This is a genomic window from Serratia sp. Ag1, from assembly GCF_000743355.1.
Taxonomy (GTDB): Bacteria; Pseudomonadota; Gammaproteobacteria; order Enterobacterales; family Enterobacteriaceae; genus Chania.
Genome location: NZ_JQEI01000002.1, coordinates 206,260 through 225,868, shown reverse-complemented (window position 1 = coordinate 225,868; position 19,609 = coordinate 206,260). Strand labels below are relative to the sequence as shown.

The 19,609-nt window shown below is 54.6% G+C and carries 6 protein-coding genes; 5 read left to right on the top strand and 1 reads right to left on the bottom strand.

Annotated elements, in window-relative coordinates; genetic code table 11:
- Positions 1 to 149: 149 nt before the first annotated feature.
- From IV04_RS24605 to IV04_RS01220, 5 genes are all read left to right on the top strand, one after another.
- Entirely contained in the window at positions 150 to 11,465 is an 11,316-nt protein-coding gene (locus IV04_RS24605) for a non-ribosomal peptide synthetase (protein WP_072010804.1), read from the top strand.
- A 1,484-nt stretch (positions 11,466 to 12,949) separates the two neighbouring features.
- Positions 12,950 to 13,753, top strand: coding sequence for an HpcH/HpaI aldolase/citrate lyase family protein (locus IV04_RS01235; protein ID WP_037396260.1), 804 nt, complete (start codon positions 12,950 to 12,952; stop codon positions 13,751 to 13,753).
- A gap of 99 nt (positions 13,754 to 13,852) precedes the next feature.
- Positions 13,853 to 14,608 (top strand): TSUP family transporter, encoded by a 756-nt coding sequence (locus IV04_RS01230; protein WP_081893140.1) that lies wholly within the window; start codon positions 13,853 to 13,855, stop codon positions 14,606 to 14,608.
- A gap of 134 nt (positions 14,609 to 14,742) precedes the next feature.
- Entirely contained in the window at positions 14,743 to 16,482 is a 1,740-nt protein-coding gene (locus tag IV04_RS01225) for a 6-deoxy-6-sulfo-D-gluconate dehydratase (RefSeq protein WP_037396256.1), read from the top strand.
- 166 nt (positions 16,483 to 16,648) lie between these two features.
- Entirely contained in the window at positions 16,649 to 18,109 is a 1,461-nt protein-coding gene (locus IV04_RS01220) for a 3-sulfolactaldehyde dehydrogenase (protein WP_037396253.1), read from the top strand.
- A 53-nt stretch (positions 18,110 to 18,162) separates the two neighbouring features.
- Here the strand turns inward: IV04_RS01220 and IV04_RS01215 are convergent, their stop codons facing one another.
- Positions 18,163 to 19,218, bottom strand: coding sequence for a LacI family DNA-binding transcriptional regulator (locus IV04_RS01215; RefSeq protein WP_081893139.1), 1,056 nt, complete (start codon positions 19,216 to 19,218; stop codon positions 18,163 to 18,165).
- Positions 19,219 to 19,609: the final 391 nt, after the last annotated feature.

Genomic DNA, 19,609 nt, shown 5'->3' with positions numbered 1-19,609 from the left:
CTGTGCGAGGAACGGTAAGCGACTCCCTGCCTGCCCCTGTGACACACGCAACCTTGTTCTAATCAATGCACACAATTTCTTAATATCAATTAAATTTTCCTAAGTGGAAATTTACTTGATTAACTATTATTGCAGGTAAGGAACACTAAATGCATACCCTATTGGCAACACCTTATACAAGAATATTTTGGACTGAATGGCAGCTTGATCCTCTTTCAAGCAAGTACAACATGATCATGGACCAAAGTATTTCTGGCTCATTGGATATTGATAAGCTTGAACAGGCAGTCAAATACGTTCTGAATAAATATCCCGTGCTGGATAGCCATTTGATTGAAGAGGATGGTCAGCTTTTATGGCGCAGAAATGAAGACACATTGGTAACAGGGTTGGAAGAGTGCAATAGCCTGCAAGCTTTGGCCGATTTAGCAACGCGGCCTTTCGATCTGAATAATGGCCCGCTATTCAGCTATGGATTTTACCATGATAAAGACCATGACGTGTATGAATTCGTCATGGTTCTACATCATGTCATCATTGATGGGCTTTCCGTGGCTGATGTTTATACCGACATGTCGAATTATTATAATGACGATCTGACCACCGACAATAATATTAATTATGAAGGATATTTCTCGGAAAAAGTTCAGAATTACCTGGTTAAGTTAAAGGAACTGTCTACCGCCAATCCGAATGCATTTTGGCAGAATGCCTTGAAGGGACTGCCTAAAAATAACGATCTCCCTTATCTATATTGCTCTGATGAACTCCCTACCGATAAGCAAGTAAAATTCCTACTTACTCTAAGAAAATGGGAGTCTCTCAAGTCATCAATAAAGCATGCTAATGCATTTCTGGTGTTTAAAACGGTTTGGGCTTTATTGATCGCCCGCTATTGCCAAAGTGAGGCGGCACATATCGCTTACCCGGTTTCTATGGAGAACGGTAGCCATCTGCACTTAGGGGCGCAGGTGAATACGGCGGTATTCCCCTTCTTTGTACACCAAGGGGATAGCTTTGCTGATGTTTATCGGCGGACTTTAGCGCACAACCGTTCCTTGAAGGCTAAACCGGGGTTACGTTTTACCCGCTGGCCGATTTATGAAGTGTTGAAAAATAGTGGGATACGGCCAAACGTCAGCTTTGCTCAAGCGCATTTCAATGAGCTGACGCTGGAGTTAAACGGGTGCCAAACGCGTTGTCACCATCGGTTTGATGAGAGCCTGGCCAACGCAGAGCTTGTTTTGGAGTATCAGGAGCAAAGTGACGAGATCGCATTCCGTATCCGCTATCAGCCAGAACGGTTTGCTGCGCAGCAAATTAGCGCGATGGCCGAGCAGTTCCAGCAGTTGTTAAATCAGGTGTTGCTGAACCCAGAGCAACCGTTAGACAGCATCCCGTTGCTGACCCCGGCTCAACAGCGCGAGCAGTTGATCGAGTGGAATCTCCCGCAATCAGCAGCGGTGAGGGCTCCAGGCACCTTGCATCAGGCCATCACCGAACAGGCGCAAAAATATCCACAGCGTATTGCCTTGGTCGATGAGCACCAGCAATTGACCTATCAGGAACTGGAACAAAAAAGTCACCGACTGGCCCACCGGATCGCCGAAAACTATCAGCGCATCACGCAAAAAAGGATTGGCCCGGATACCCTGCTCCCGCTGTGCCTGAACCGTGGCGTAGACATGATCGTTACCATGCTGGCGATTATGAAAACGGGCGCGGCTTACATTCCTTTAGAACCGCAACTGCCTAAGCAACGCATCAGCTACATTCTGGCCGACAGTGGTGCCCCTATGCTGATCACCGAACAGGGGCTACGGGCGAAACTGCAGGATATGGCGTTGCCGACAGAACTGTGGGCAATGGATGAATGGGCCGACGATGAGGCCGTGAGCGATGTGCCTTTGGCTGTCGCGTACTCCCCTCATCAGTTGGCTTATGTCATCTATACCTCAGGAACCACCGGGCAACCCAAAGGCACCTTGCTGGAACACCAGGGGGTGCTCAATATGGTGCGTGGGTTCCAAACCGTTATCGGCCACTCCGATAACGCACGGTGCTGCCTGCAGTTTGCTTCCGTGGTGTTTGACGCTCACGTGGCGGAAACTTATATCCCTCTGTGCGGCGGCGATACGCTGGTGGTGGCCTCTGAAGAACAACGTCACGATCTGCCCGCATTGTTGGCGCTGATTGAACGCCATCAGATTGAATTTGCCCATTTACCGCCCGCGTTATTAAAGCTACAGCCGAACATTCCGGCATGTTTATCGCAGATTGTGGTGGCCGGTGAGGCGACCTCTCTGGCATGCCTTGACCATTACACCCAACTGGGGCACCGGTTATTTAACGGTTATGGGCCTTCAGAAGCGAGCGTGTGCGCCTCTATCAACCTGTACCGCCACAACGGGGCGAATAACATAGGTCGCCCGTTGCCTGGCGTGCGCCTGTACGTGTTAGACAGCCAGCAGCAACCGTTGCCTGTCGGTGTGCCAGGGGAGCTTGGTATTTCAGGGCTTGGGCTGGCGCGGGGCTACCTGAATCAACCGCAACTGACGCAGGAAAAGTTTATTGCCAACCCGTTTGCACAGGCAGACGAAGCCGAATATCAGCGGCTTTACCGTACTGGCGATCGGGTGCGTTGGTTACCGGGCGGTGAGTTGGAGTATGTTGGCCGGAACGATTTCCAGGTCAAAATCCATGGACACCGGATTGAGTTAAGTGAGATTGAGCAAGCCTTTGTGGCGGTCACCTCTGTGGCTTACTGTGCGGTGGTGGTGCGTGGGCAGGAGAATCCGCGGATCGTGGCTTATTATGTTGCCGAGATAACGCTCAATGATGAACAGGTAAAACGCCAGTTGGCGGAACGACTGCCGGACTATATGGTGCCGACGGTCTTGGTGCAATTGATGGCGCTGCCGTTAACCCTCAACGGCAAACTGGATACCCGGGCATTGCCTGAGCCGGACTACAACCAGGCTTGCAATGACTATCGCCCGGCCAGCACCTATCAGGAAAAGCAGCTACAGGCGGTTTGGCAACAGGTGATGGGGTTGGAAGACATCGGGCTCAATGATGATTTCCTGCGGCTTGGCGGGGATTCTATTACCGCGATCCGCCTGGTGTCCGAGATGCGCAGAATCGGCCTGGTATGCCGCACTCAGGATCTTTATCAGTATCGTTCGATTGGGGCATTGCTGGAGAATCTTGCCACGACGGCGTTGCAAGACGCAGTACCGGCTGAGCAGGGCAACCTCAGCCAGGATATTCCCCTGTCGCCTACCCAGGCCTGGTTCTTTGAGCAGGAGTTCGAGCAGGATAATTATTGGAACCAATCATTCCTGATCCGCGTGCCGGAGTTGGATCTGGGCCGTTTGCAGCAGGCGATCAATGCGTTGGCGGTGCAGCACGATATGTTGCGCACCTGTTTTACCTTAGAGCAACGTGGTTATCGCCAGCATTATCAGGCGGAACTGGCTCCGCGTCCGTTGCAGCATGCGCACCGGGCCGAGCATTCTGATGCTGAATTACAAGCGTTGTTCAGCGCGTGGCAACGTGGTTTTGATTATCAGCAAGGCCCGTTGTGGCAGTTTGGCTATGTTGATGGTTATCCGGATGGCACCGCGCGTATTTTCTTTGCTTGTCACCATCTGATTATCGATGCGGTTTCCTGGCGTATTCTGGTGGAAGACCTGCGTCGTTTATATCTTGGCGAAGCTTTGGGGCCAAAATCGGCCAGCTATCGGCAGTGGGTGACGGCTCTGCTGGATTATGCTCCGGCGGAGGCGACGGAAGCAGATTACTGGCGGTGGCAGTGTGAGCACCAGCGGGATTATCGCGCCGATTTCACCTTGAGTGACCAGCTTAACCTGCATTATGGCCAACTGGATGCGGTGGCCACTGGCAGGCTGCTACAGATGAGCGAGCAGACCAATGATGTGCTGATCGCCGCGTGGTTGCGTACCTTGCGCCATTACAGCCAGGCAGACAGCCATACGCTGATGTTAGAAAGCCACGGGCGTGACTTACCCGGCGGCCAAATGGACGTTGGGCGCACGCTTGGCTGGTTTACCGCACTGTACCCGGTGAACTTTACTCTGGCGGATGATCCGCAACTGGATATCGAGCGGGTTCACTCGGCGCTGGAGGCGGTGCCAAACCATGGCATTGGCTATGGCGTGCTGCGCAGTCGCGGTGGCGAACAGCGGCCAGCGTTGCGCCACCCTGGGGTGATTTTCAACTATCTGGGGCAATTTGCCGATCAGGGGGCTGAATGGCAACTGCTGGCCGAGCCTGCGGGGCAAAACAGCCATCCTGCCAATATCAACCGCGAACTGCTGGTACTCAATAGCTGGGTTGCGGATGAGCAGTTGTGCTTCCGCCTGGACGGCATGGTGGCGGCGTCGGCTCTGGTGGAGGTTGCCCGGCAATTTACCCATCAAATCCAGCAGTTGATTGAGCAAGACCGGGGCTTACCGGCGGTGATGGGCGACGAACTGCCTGCTACGCTGTGGCACCAGTTGCAACAGCGCTATGTGCCGCAGGCAGTCTTCCCCTGCAATAGCCTGCAACAAGGGTTTATCTATCATGCGGTCAGCCAACCGGACGATCCGAGCTATCGGGTGCAAATGGTGCTGGATTATCTTACCGAGCTGAACCCGACCGCCTATCGGCAGGCGTGGGAAATGGCCATGGTGCGTTACCCTATTTTGCGGACCTGCTTCAACTGGCAATGGCAGCCGTTGCAGGTGATTTGCGCCGAAGCGGAGATGGATTGGCAATATGTCGATTACCAGCCGCAGGAGGATTGGCAGCAGGCTCTGAACCAGTTGTGCGAACAACAACGCGTGCAGCCGTTCGATCTGCAACAGCCGGGTTTGTTCCGCGTGCGGCTGGTGCGGGTGAGCGAGCAGCATTACTGCCTGGTGTATACCGTACACCACAGTATCACCGATGGGTGGAGCGGCCAGCTCTTGCTGCAGTATGTCCATCAAGCCTACCAACAGCTACAGGCTGGGCAACAGCCCGAGCGCCAGCAGGAAATCACCTACCTGCAAGCGCAGCGCTACTATCTGGAGCAGGCGGAAAACAGCCGCGCCTATTGGCAACAGCAACAGCTTAACCAATGCCAGGCGAATGATATCTCTTACCTGCTCAGCGTACCTTACGAGCCCAAAAGCACCGCAAGCGCAGAGCAGACCATGCTCAAGCGCCTGCTGCCTGCCGCCGTGTTTGCCTCAATGCAGCAACTGGCGCAGAACCAGGGGGTGACGCTGAATGTGATGTTGCAGTTTGTCTGGCATAAGTTACTGCATATCTACAGTCGGCAGGAGGTCACGCTGGTGGGTACCACGCTGTCTGGCCGTAACCTGCCGATTGATGGGATCGAAGAAAGCGTCGGCCTGTATATCAACACCCTGCCGTTGAAGGTGGAGTGGGATAACGACCATAGCTGTTTGCAACAGTTGCAGGCGATTCAGCGCTCCCTGAATGCGCTGGATGAGTACAGTTATCAACCTCTGGCTGAACTGAGCTACGGTGGCGAAGCGCTATTCCACAGTTTGCTGGTGTTTGAAAACTACCCGAGCGTGGAGATGCCGGAGTTGCCGGTGCGCATCCGCTCGACCGCCGAGAAAACGGATTATCCGCTGAACCTGTTGGCTCACACCACCGATGAGGGGCTGATGCTGTCGCTGGCGTATGCCACCCCGTATCTGACCGAGCAGAAAGCCGACACGCTGTTATCCTTGCTGATCGCCCTGCTGGAACGTCTACCGGCTCATCTGTACGTTCCGCATCATCAATTGCCGTTGCTGACGGCCAGCGAACCGGTTCCACAGCCGATGCTGGCGGCCAGCTCGTCGTTTGACTATCGCCGTGCTCTGCATCAGAGCTTTATGGATTGGGCGTTGAAACACCCGGACGATATTGCCGTCATCGACGCTTTGGGCAGTTGCAGTTATGGCGAACTGTATCAGGCGGCGTTGGTGCTTTCGAACCAGATACGTCAGTGCGCGGGCCGTGATTCGGCGTTAGTCGCTATTCTGATGGACAAAGGGCGTGCCCAGGTGATCGCCATTCTGGCCACCTTGATGGCGGGCAAAGCCTACCAGCCGATGGACAAATCGTGGCCGGAAAAACGCCGTTTGACGATCGTTGAACAGGCAGGCATCGGGATGGTGCTGTGTGATGAGCCTTGGAAGAACGCCGCCTTTGCTTCGCTGGTGCTGGATAACACCGGTAAGGCCCAAGGCGTGCCATTCCCTGAGCCTTTATTGGCACCGCAGCCCGTGGAGATAGACGCGTTGGCGTATGTCATCTTTACCTCTGGCTCTACCGGGGTGCCGAAAGGCGTGGCGATCTCCCATGCGGCTATCACAAATACCGTTATTGCAATGAATAACCTGCTGAATGTGGGTTCGGGCGATGCGACCTTGTCCGTCAGTGCGCTGAGTTTTGATGTCTCGGTCTACGACATTTTTGGCATGCTCTCAGCGGGGGGGCGCGTGGTGATCCCGACCGAGTCGCAACGCTATCAACCGCAGGCCTGGTATGAGCTGCTCTTGCAGCATCAGGTAACCGTCTGGTTCTCTACCCCGGCCTTCTTTGATCTGTTGCTTCAGCATAAGGAACAATATGCCAGCGATTCTGCTTCCCCATTACGTTCGGTGATATTAGGTGGGGATTGGGTTTCGCCGACGCTGGCACAGCGCTGTTTTGCCTGGGGTGAACAATGCCGTTTCCTCAACTGCTGGGGCGTGACCGAAGTCGCTATCTGTTCAACCATGTATGAAGTGGTGCCAACGGAACAGTTCCAGCAAAGCATTCCGATTGGGCCTACGCTAGCCAATCAATCGGTTTATGTTCTGGATACCGGACTAAAACCGCTGCCGCAGGGCGTGGTGGGTGAGTTGTTTATCGGTGGTGTCGGGTTGGCACAAGGCTATTTCAACGATCCTGAGCGCACTTCCGAGAGCTTTATTTATCATCCTCAGACCGGCGAACGCCTTTACCGCACAGGGGATCTGGGCCGGGTGCTGGAAAATGGCAATGTCCAGTTCCTGGGGCGTAGCGACAATCAGGTCAAACTCAATGGTTACCGCATTGAGCTGGGGGAAATAGAGCGCCCTCTGGCTGCCTTGCCGGAGATCGGCCAATGTGTGGCGCTGGTAACCGAGAGCAACCCGAGGATCTTGCTGTATTACACCGCCAGCCAGGAGATGGATCACGCTTATCTGCACGCGCTGCTGGCGCAGACGTTGCCGGAATATATGCGCCCCGCCGATTTGATCGCGCTGGAGAGCTTCCCATTAAGCGTCAATGGCAAGGTTGATCGCCGTGCGCTGCCAGTACCGGAGCCGAGCCTGAGCCAGAAAGCCTATGCGGCTCCGAGCACCGAGCAGGAAATACTTTGCTGTGAGCTGTGGGCCGAGGTTCTGCATGCCGAACGTATTGGGATTGACGATAATTTTTACAGCAGCGGTGGTAACTCCATCCAGGCGATTACCCTGTGTAACCGGTTGAGCCAGGCTCTGGAAAGAGACGTGACGTTTGCCATGCTCAGCGCCTATCCGACCATCCGACAGTTTTGCCAGCATCTGCAACAGCAGACGGCGGTGCATGCGGCTGGGCCTATCGCGGCGCTGGCGCAGACCCGTTACCCGCTGTCATCATCACAGATGCGTTTATGGTTCCTTGACGAACTGATGCAGGGTAACGATCTGTATCAGGTTCCGGTGCTGTTTGAACTGGGGGCGGAGATTAATGTTACCGCTTATCTGCAGGCATTGCAGGCGGTGGTCACGCGCCACCATCTGCTGCGCAGCCTGGTTGTGCAGAATGCGGAAGATGGCACCACGCAGTTTGTCTTGCAGCAAAAACCTCTGCCGCTGGAACGTCTGCAAGTGGCCGCCGACGCATGGGAAAGCACGCTGGCATCCGTCATTCACCGGCCTTTCGACCTGCGTAAAGAATATCCGATACGCCATATGCTGATCGAACGCCGGGAGACTGACGGGCGGTTGACCCTTTTCTCTTTGCTTAACGTGCATCACATCGCTTTTGATGGCTGGTCGGCGAACCTGTTGCTGGCTGAACTTGAGGGGCATTATGCGTTCTTTGCCTGGGATACCCCGCTGACGCTGCCCGAGTTGACCATCCAATACTCTGACTATGCCTCCTGGCTGGAGAGCCAACTGGGCAGCGAACGCCACCAGGTGCGGCAGCAGTTCTGGCAGGATAAAATGCAGGGCTATCAGCTGTTGGAACTGCCCACGGATTATCCACGGCCAAAAGAGTTTGACCATCGTGGGGCAACGGTTTCTTTTAACGTCGATCTCGAACTGAGCGAACAGTTGCGCACTCTGGCGCGCACTACCGGTGTCACGCTACATGCGGTATTACTGACCGGCTTCACTCTGTTGCTCGGTAAATACAGCCATCAGCAGGATATCGTGATTGGTGCGCCGGTAGCCAACCGTTCGCATGCTCAGATCGAGCCGTTGATTGGTTTGTTTGTCAACACGCTGGTGCTGCGCAATAGCATTGAACCGGGAATGCGCGTTGACGAGATGATTCGGCAGGTGTTCGGCAATACCGTGGCCAGCCAGGAATATCAGGACATGCCGCTGGAGAAGCTGGTGGAAAGCCTGAACGTTGAGCGCGATCTGTCCAGACAGCCGCTGTTCCAGGTGGTGTTCAGCGTCGAGCAGGTCATGGGCGCACAACAGGAAAAAGCGCTATTCACCCCGCTGGATCTCAACCACTACTATCAGGTGGCGAAATTCGATCTGGGCTTGATGATTGAAGATGGGCAGCCGGAACTTGCCGCTTATATCAACTACGCCTGCGCGCTGTTTTCTCCTGAAACCATCGACCGCTTTATGCAGCATTATCAGCAATTACTGCGTGTGATGGTGCAAACGCCAACCGCCAAAGTCGCCAGCCTGAGCCTGCTGAATGCCGAGGAGCAGCGTAAGTTGCTGCAACCTGCGGTGGAAACCCGGCCATCAGCCGATTACGCTCACGCGATTCATCGTGGCTTTATGGCATGGGCCAACGCGCACCCGCAGGATATCGCTTTGATCGACTCACAGGGGAGTTGTACCTACGGTGAGCTGTATCAGTTGGCGTTGGTGCTTGCTAACCAGATTCGGCAGAGCAATGCGGGCAGCTCGGCGCTGATTGCGGTGGCGCTGGATAAAGGGCGGGCGCAGATTGTCGCGGTGCTGGCGGTGCTCATGGCTGGCCGTGCTTATCTGCCAATGGATACCTCATGGCCTGAGAATCGCCGCTTGAGCATTATGCAACAAGCGGGTTGCCGCTTGCTGCTGACCGATCGGCCTTGGCAGGCGGAGGAGTTCACGACGATTTGCCTGGCGGAGAACGGGCAGGCACTGCACTTAGCGGTTCCTGTTCAGCTTCTGCCACCAGAGGCGGTGGATCCGGCGCAGTTGGCCTATGTCATCTTTACGTCGGGTTCCACCGGGGTGCCAAAAGGGGTAGCGATTCAGCATGCTGCGGCCAGTAACACTATTATCGACATTAATCACCGCCTGAACGTTGGCGCTGGCGATGCCACGTTGGCGATCAGTGCGCTGAGCTTTGATCTGTCGGTCTACGATATTTTTGGCCTGTTGTCGGTCGGTGGGCGTTTGGTCATCCCGAGTGAAAAGCAGCGTTATCAGCCAGATGCCTGGTGCCAACTGATGCTGGAGCACCGTGTGACGCTCTGGCAGTCTGCTCCGGCATTGTTTGAACTGCTGATGCAGTATGTGGAGCGCGAAGGGTTGCAGCCTAATCGTGGTTTAAGCCGGGTGATGCTGAGCGGTGACTGGATCCCGGTGAACCTGCCACAGCGCTGCCACCGCTGGTCGCCGGATTGCCGCTTTATCAGCGCCGGGGGTGCGACGGAGGCGGCGATCTGGTCGATTATGTACGAAGTGGAGAAAGGGGCGCTGTTCCAGCAGAGCATTCCTTACGGCCAGCCACTCGCCAACCAGCGTTTTTATATTCTGGATGAGCAGCTAGCGCCTGTACCTGCGGGCATTGTCGGCGAACTGTTTATTGGCGGTGTCGGGCTGGCCCAGGGCTATTTCAACGATCCGGCCCGCACGGCGGAGCAGTTTATCAAGCACCCGACGACCGGGGAAAGGCTCTATCGCACTGGCGATCTGGGCCGCTGGCTGCACGATGGCAATATTGAATTCTGCGGGCGGGTTGATAATCAGGTCAAAGTGAATGGCTACCGGGTTGAATTAGGGGAAATTGAAAATACCCTGATGGAGGTTGGCGCGATCAAACAATGCCTGGTGGTGAAAGCCGAGGGTGAGCAGGAACGGTTAATCGCTTACTACGTGAGTGACGTCGCTTTGGATCACTCGAGCTTGCTGATTCAGGTACAGGGTCGCCTGCCGACTTATATGGTGCCCGCCGCGTTTATTTTCCTGCCGGAGTTCCCGCTTAACGCCAACGGGAAAATAGACCGTAAGCAACTGCCGCTGCCTGCGGAGTCTTGCGCCACTCGCCAGTATGTTGCACCGGAAACCGAGCAGGAACGGCAACTGTGCGCACTGTGGCAAGAGGCATTGCAGCAACAGGATATTGGCGTGAGCGATGACTTCTTTGCTTGCGGGGGGAGCTCTATTCTGGCTATCTCGCTGTGCCAGAAAATGTCCAGCTTGCTGGGGGAAACCGTCCCGGTGGTGAAGCTGTTTAAATATCGCACGATCCGTGGCATGTTGGCGGTGGAAAACTATCAGCCCGTTCAGCGCCTTAACCGTTATCAGCCGGGAGCAGGGAACCTGTGGATGATTCACCCGGCCTTGGTGGGGTGTGAAACCTACCTTAATTTTGCCCAGACTCTGGAAGGAGAGGTTAACTGCCTCGGGGTTGATAACTACAACCTTTACCACTGCCAGCAGCAACTGACCGATCTCTCCTCCGTGGCGGCCTATTATCTGGCCAAAATGGAACAGCAAGGGCTGTTGGAACAGCCGGTAGTGCAACTGCTGGGTTGGTCTTTGGGCGGATTGATTGCTATGGAGATTGCCGCCATGCTAGAGGAACGGGGCGTCAAAAATATCCAGCTTTACCTGTTGGACAGTTTCTATCAGGTCAAAGTGGATTATCAGGATACTCCAGACTTGCGCAAAAACATGCTGGCAGAACTGGGGGTGTATGGTGAGGGCGCCACGCGGGCGTTAGCCGTTGAGGAAGCCGAGAATGCGATTGGCCGAGGACGGATCTCTGGGCGGCTACGGCATACCCAAGTCACGCTGTTCAAAGCCACACAGATGTCTTCTTATTATCAGGCTTTGGCTGGCGATAAAGTGGCGAGGTTTGGTGAGGACAACGGAGTGGGCGCGGCGTGCGAACAGTTGAACATCGTCCCGCTTGCGTGCAATCACCACAGTATTATCGAACGTGTCAGCGAGATTTGGGCGGTGATAAAACCGCAGCAGTGATGATGAGGTAATGCCACCTTTCTTTATTTAAGAGCGGTGGCATAGATACCCAAGCAACTTGAAATATGAAGGGTATAGAGGGTTAACGAGAGGATATTTCCCATAAACGAATGGGTAAATAGCCAAGATATCGTTGACCCTCTTTTTTTGCCTGCGAATAACATATTGATTTTAAATGGGTAAAAGAAGGCGAGAGAAAAAGGGTTTTTTAGCCTTAAGTGAGGTTACTCAATGATAGTTAACGCGATTAGCGCTATGCTTGAACGGTTCACTGCCGTACAGGCAGCTTAGAAATAATTTACCAACTAAAATAACTTTATTTACGCGTTCACTGCCGTACAGGCAGCTTAGAAATTGATGGCTAGTAGTTTATTTTCTTGCAGCAAGTTCACTGCCGTACAGGCAGCTTAGAAAATCGCCATTGCTTACCGTAATACCAGCATGATGTTCACTGCCATACAGGCAGCTTAGAAATACACGCCGATTGTAACTAAAGCGGAAGAAACGTTCACTGCCGTACAGGCAGCTTAGAAATGCTCAAATATTGCTGAAACCAGCCGGTAAATGTTCACTGCCGTACAGGCAGCTTAGAAAATTAGGTGATGCAGCAGTAAGGTCAAGTCCAGGTTCACTGCCGTACAGGCAGCTTAGAAAAACTGGCTAAAACCGACTCGGCCGTCGATCTGGTTCACTGCCGTACAGGCAGCTTAGAAAGCAATGATGCTCGGCGGCGTCGTTCAGATGTTGTTCACTGCCGCGCAGGCAGCTTAGAAAAATTCGAGATAACGTGCGCCCTGGCTGCAATTGTTCACTGCCGCGCAGGCAGCTTAGAAACGTGACGGCACAGGCAGCAACAGCGGTGGTGAGTTCACTGCCGCGCAGGCAGCTTAGAAAATTCTTTATCAGAACCGCCGCGAGTTTAAATTGTTCACTGCCGCGCAGGCAGCTTAGAAATCCAGCCAGCGCAATTCCGTTTTCACTTGGTCGTTCACTGCCGCGCAGGCAGCTTAGAAAATAGCAAAAACTGGCGAACCAAGTTCTACCAAGTTCACTGCCGCGCAGGCAGCTTAGAAATCAACAACCTGCTGACCACATGCCAGAGCAATGTTCACTGCCGTACAGGCAGCTTAGAAATTAGAGGACGCGCTCTAGAGCGGTAACCCCCGTTCACTGCCGCACAGGCAGCTTAGAAACAGGGAAGGTCGCTGCTTGGGTATTGGCTGCGTTACTCGCCCCTGCGGGCCAGTGCCAGCGCTGTTCAAACCGGTCAAAGACCGGTTTGTCACTCAGTTGCTGCCTACAAGCAACTCGAATTATTTTGGGTATTTACCTGGGTTCTTGAACTTTAACTACCGCAACAGCTAATAATCGTAGCGCTACGATTGTTTCTGGAATATGCTTTCCGTATAATTTGCAGCGCTACGATTTAACACCGTGGTGAAAAATCCGGGTGCTGATCCCTAAACCCTAGAACGGAGGCACGTATGCCCAGCGAACATTCCCACCACACTTTTGCCAGCCGCTTGAACGGCTTAACTGCCCCGATTGGCACATGGCTGATGTCGGCTTCGGCGAGCACCGCTGAAGCACTGGGGTACGCAGGCTTTGATTGGCTGTTGGTGGACATGGAACATGTGCCGATCGAATACCGTGACCTGTGGCATCTGCTTCAGGCTATTCAGTGCGGCGGCGCACAACCGATTGTGCGAGTCGCTGCAAATGATCCGGTATTGCTTAAGCGTGCGCTCGACCTGGGTTCGTTCAATGTCATGGTACCGTTCGTGGAAAACGCAGCGCAGGCGCAAGCTGCGGTCGACGCGGTTAAATATCCCCCTTTGGGAACGCGCGGTTTTGCTGCGGTACACCGAGCCAGCCGCTACGGCACTTGGGCTGATTACGGTAAGGAAGCGAATGACGCAGTCACTTGCATCCTGCAAATCGAAACACCGAACGCTTTGGCAAACCTGGAAGAGATCGCCGCGATACCGGGCGTTGATGCGTTGTTTCTGGGTCCAGGCGATCTCTCGGCAGCTTGCGGCCATATCGGCAATCCAGGGCATCCGCAGGTACAGATGATGATCAGTGATGCCATCGTTCGGGCAAAAAAGATCGGTATGCCGATGGGGATCGTCGGCGGTACGCCAGAACTGGTTCAAAGCTATCTCGAGCAAGGTTATGCCTTCGCCGCCGTGGCTTCGGACATCGCCATGATGATGAAAAAGGCCAACGAGTTTCTGACCACGCTCAAAGCACACCAGGCTCCGGCAGCGGTTGCTACTCCTTACTGACTTTAACTGACGGGGCAGGCGGTTTGAGCTACAAGGAGTCTCCATGGTCGTTGCAAGCATAAAGCCAGGCAAGATCGACCGTTTCAAGGTGGTGCGGGCATGATGGGTGTTTGGCCTCACGTTGGTTTCTTGCTGTGTGTCGCAATTGCGACGTTCGCACAAAACACCACGGGTTTTGCCTTCGGTTTACTGCTGTTGGGTCTGACCGGGCTGTTGCAGTTGGCCCCTACGGAAACCATCGCCAACGTCAGTTCGGTTCTGACATTGATCAACGCATTTATCCTGCTGCGGCGGCGTCCACAGCTGGCATCCAAACTGGTCGCGTTGATTCTGAGCTGCAGCCTGTTAGGGGTATTCATCGGTGTGGAGCTGTTGAACGTACTGGGTACCCATGGGCGTGAATTACTGCAACTGCTGTTGGGCCTAACGATTGTCGTATGTAGCTTCATGCTGATAGTTCGTTCACGGCACCTTGAGCAACTTTCCGGTTGGCTGAGCTTCAGTGGTTTCGCGACGCTATCCGGGATCATGGGTGGCTTGTTTTCCAGCGCTGGCCCACCACTGGTTTATCAACTCTATCGTCAACCGCTAGCGGCCCAGGTGGTTCGCGACACATTAATCATGGTATTTGCAGTCAATGCTTTTCTGCGGCTGACGCTATTGACCTATGCCCATCGCTTTGACTTGCAGGCAGCTTATCTGGCGCTGGAAGCAGCTCCAGTCGTGTTTGCCTTAACGTGGTACATGCGTCGTCATCCGCCTGCCATTGATCCTCAGACACTAAGAATAGGGGTATTTATTTTGTTGTTGTTGTCCGGTGTAAGCCTGGCAGGTCCCGCAATGTTGGCTTTGTAAAGCGAGCGGGACCCGCAGTACGTTTACAAAAGCTGCCTGATGCGTTTTTAAAAACCAACACCGCTGACACAGAACTCCTCAACAGGAAGTGTCAGTGGCGTTGTCGGCCTTTTAAACCCAGTGGGAACAATGTCATGTCAGACAATCAAAAAAAACTGGAAGAGCTACGCAGCCAGCGTTGGTTCGCCCCGGATACTATTCGGGCATTCGCCCACCGTCAGCGCATGCAGCAGATTGGGCTGCGGCGTGAGGAGTTCATGGGCAAACCGGTGATTGCCATCCTCAACACGTGGAGCGAACTGTCGCCCTGCCATTCTCACTTGCGTGAACGTGCGGAAGCAGTGAAACGGGGAGTATGGGCAGCGGGTGGATTCCCGGTTGAACTGCCCGTACAGTCCGTGGGCGAGGTAATGGTCAAACCCACCACGATGCTGTATCGCAACCTGCTGGCGATGGAAACCGAGGAGCTGCTGCGTTCGCTGCCTATTGATGGTGCGGTGCTGCTAGGAGGGTGTGACAAATCTACACCTGGTTTATTGATGGGTGCCCTGAGTATGGATTTACCGATGCTTTATTGTCCGGCTGGGCCTATGTCAAATGGACAATGGCGCGGGGTAAAGACCGGGGCCGGTACACACACTAAAAAGTATTGGGATGAGCGCCGTCTGGGGCTTATCGATACCGTAGCCTGGGAAGAGCTGGAAGGGGCGATGACCCGCTCCATCGGTACCTGTAACACCGTTGGTACGGCCTCCACGATGACCAGCATCGCCGATGCCATCGGCTTCACGTTACCGGGGGCGTCGAGTATTCCCGCCGCAGACGCCGCACATCCACGCATGGCTTCTCAATGCGGCGAAACCATCGTTGACCTGGTCTGGCGCGACCGCCGTCCATCGACCTGGCTGACACCAGCGCACTTTGCCAATGGTGTTGCGGTATACATGGCGATGGGGGGTTCAACCAATGCGGCCATTCACTTGATTGCCATGGCTCGACGTGCAGGCATTGAACTGACCCTTGAGCAAATGGCAGAAACGGCGGCAAAGATCCCGGTATTACTGAACCTGTTCCCGTCGGGCAATGCTTTGATGGAGGACTACCACTTCGCTGGTGGCCTGCGTGCACTGATGCGTGAGATCGCACCGTTTCTGTCACTGGATTGTGCTGGGGCTACCGGTCAGACCTGGGATACCTTACTTGCCGAGGCCAAATGTTACGACACTGATATCATTCGCCCGATAGACGACCCGGTTGTGGGCCTTGAACAAGGCAGCACGCTGGCTTTGTTGCGCGGTAATCTGTGCCCGGACGGTGCGGTGATGAAATCTTCCGCTGCCAGCCCGGCTCTGCGTAAACACTCGGGCCCGGCACTGGTGTTCGACGATCACGAAACCCTGAGCAGAATGATCGACGATCCGGCGTTGGTGGTGACTGCAGACACCGTGCTGGTGCTGCGTAATGCTGGGCCTGTTGGTGCACCAGGTATGCCCGAATGGGGCAACCTGCCGATCCCCAAAAAGCTGTTGGAGGCGGGCGTACGCGACATGGTGCGGATTTCAGATGCGCGAATGAGTGGCACCCATTATGGCAGCTGTGTTTTGCATGTGGCACCTGAAGCCGCTGTGGGCGGGCCACTGTGTCTGGTGCGTACCGGTGACATTATCGACCTGGATATCGCCGCTGGCACGCTGAACATGCGCGTCAGCGATGCTGAGCTGGCGCTTCGCCGTGCCGAACATGTGCCAGTTCACCGGCAATATGGCCGTTCTTTCGCGGCTCTTTATCAGCAACACGTCACTCAGGCGAACGAAGGCTGTGATTTTGATTTTCTGCAAGCTGGGGAAATTGTGCCCGAACCGCCGATCCATTGATAACTATACCCAAAATAATTCGAGTTGCTTGTAGGCGGCCAGCAACGGAGACCCCAGGAGCATAGCCCACTATCTGACTGGGGCGACGGTGTGCAGCCAACACCCAAGCAACTTGAAGTATGACGGGTAGATACTATTTTTCGACATGTACAGGAGTTCATATCTCATGCTTAACCTCAAGGATCCTTCACTGTTAAAAGAGCTAGCGTATATCGATGGCCAATGGGTCGCCGCTGACAGCGGGGCCACTTTTGCGGTGACCAACCCTGCTACTGGTGAAGTCATCGCCAGAGTTCCGCAAATGGGTGAAGCCGAAGCCGAGCGGGCAGTGGTTGCAGCACACAACGCCTTCAAACAGTGGAAGCGCAAGACCGCCAAGCAGCGTTCGGAGTTACTGCAAGGCTGGTACGCATTGATGCAGGAAAACCTTGATGACCTCGCGCTGATACTCACCGCCGAGCAGGGCAAACCATTGGCGGAAGCCCATGGTGAACTGGCCAATGGCACTTCGTTTGTACAGTGGTTTGCCGAAGAGGCCAAACGCATTTACGGTGACACCATCCCGCAGCCGTCGGGTGATAAACGCATTATTGTTACCAAGGAGCCGATAGGCGTGGCTGCAGCGATCACACCGTGGAACTTCCCACACGCGATGATCACCCGCAAAGTCGCGCCAGCACTGGCAGCCGGTTGCGCTATGGTCTTGCGCCCGGCCAGTCAGACCCCGTTATCGGCACTCGCTTTGGCCGCACTGGCCGAGCGTGCAGGCATTCCTGCTGGCGTGTTCAGCATCGTTACCGGCAGTGCCACGCAAATTGGCGGCGTACTGACCCGGCATCAACTGGTGCGCAAATTCAGCTTTACCGGCTCAACCGCCGTGGGGCAACTGTTGATTGGGCAGTGTGCCGACACGGTCAAAAAAGTCTCGATGGAACTGGGGGGGAACGCACCGTTTATTGTGTTTGATGATGCCGATTTGGAGCAGGCGGTGGAGGGCGCAATGCTGTCCAAGTTCCGCAATGCCGGGCAAACCTGTGTTTGTGCGAATCGTATTTACGTCCAAGACGGTATCTATAACCTGTTCGCTGAAAAACTGGCCAGTGCGGCGCAGAAACTGGTGTTGGGTAATGGGGCTGAGGCTGGTGTGACTCAAGGGCCGATGATCGACGACGCTGCGGTACGAAAAGTCGAAGAGCATATTAGCGATGCGTTGGAACAAGGCGCGCGGCTAGTGACCGGGGGCAAACGTCACGCGCTGGGCGGCAGCTTCTTCCAACCCACCGTGTTGACTGGCGTCACTGCCACCATGAAGGTCGCACAGGAAGAAACATTCGGTCCGCTGGCACCGCTGTTCCGGTTCAGCACTGAAGAGGAGGTCATCGCGCAGGCCAACGCTACCGAGTTCGGTCTGGCGAGTTATTTTTATACTCGCGATATCGGCCGAGTCATGCGCGTCAGCGAAGAGTTGGAGTACGGTATGGTTGGTGTCAACACGGCAGCGATTGCGAACGAAATGGCGCCGTTCGGTGGAGTCAAACAATCCGGTCTGGGGCGTGAGGGTTCCAAGTACGGGATTGAGGATTACCTGGAAATCAAATACGTGTGCCTGGGCGGCATCGATCGTTAAACCGTTCGCGGGGTGCTGTGCATCCCGCATCAGTTTGTCACACCGAGCTCAGGTTATTGGCGAGTGCTCTCGCGTACAATGAGCTCGAATCCCAGATCAACCGTTTCCGGCCTTGCGGGCAGAGTCCCCGTTTCAATCCACTGCAACAGCCGTGTCGCTACGGTGCGGCCAATCTCAATGGGATAAGGGCGTACGGTGGTGAGGCTAGGTTCGCTGAGTTTACTCAACGGCAAATCGCCGAAACCAGCGATCGCCAGTTCGGTCGGGACTTTAATGCCACGACGACGAGCTTCAAACAGTGCGGCAATGGCCAATACGTCGTTGGAGCAGCATAGCCCCTGAGGTTGATCGGCGGTCAGCGCCAATTGATCGAATACTTGAGCCAGCGCCGTTTCGGAAATGCTTTCTTCCAGGTCAATGATATTGACAATACAGCCCTGTTTTTCCAGCCACACACGTAAGCCTTCTGCACGCTTGCGAGCGCGATGGTCGAGGTGCATACGCACGCCAACATAGGTTAAGCGCCGCAGGCCGAGTGAATGCATGTGTTCCGCCAGCGCAGTACCGACCGCCTCATGGAAAAAACCGACCTGAAGGTGGAAGGGTTCGTCACCCAACTCCCACATTTCTGCCACCGGAATGCCGGTGGCTTCTAGCATCGAGCGGTGGGCGACATGTTGGTTTCCGGTCAGTACCAGCGCTGCTGGCGACCAGGATAAATGCGCACGCAGAAGTTCCATCTCGCGCTCGGGATCGTAGTTACTGTTGCTAATCATCAACTGATAACCCCGTTCTTCGAAAATGTCCTGCATGGCCTGCAATGTTTCAGAGAAAAATGCGTTGACCATCGACGGAACGATCACTGCCACCGTGCGGCTGTGCGAAGCCGCGAGTGCACCCGCTAACCGGTTGATGGTGTAGCCGGTATCGGCAATGGCTTGGCGTATGCGTTCGGCACGTTTGCTGGATACCGCATCGGGGTCGCGCAGGAACAACGAAACGGTGCTGGGCGAAACATTTGCCCTTTCAGCTACTGCACTCATCGTTACGCGGTTGCCCTTGCGGCGACCCAGATTGAGGTTGGCTATGGTTAGCGGTAAGTCGCTCATCTGTTACCTCGGATGAAAAAGCTCAGGAGAATGAAAGCGGAACGTTTACAACGTCAGTCGCGAGTCGTGATCAGAATAAGGTAATTAATCATAAAGTGGTTTAACACCTGACGCTAGTTATGGTTCGATCACGGTCCCCGTCACTTTGGATATGGACGTTGGTAAAATAAGTGCATGGTAAAGTTTTTGTAGGTATCGATAACGTCCAAATACCAGCGCTAATTATGCCCTTCTTTACGTTAAAAACCGGTGAGATGAAGCAAAACACCAGGCCCTCTCTTTGGGCAGCCTCCTTGAAATTACGGTTGATTGCAGACCGCTATCCTGACAGCAGAGTTGCTGGCCAATCACGACCTTAGAGCGGATAAAAAGTATTCACAAACAAGAAGAT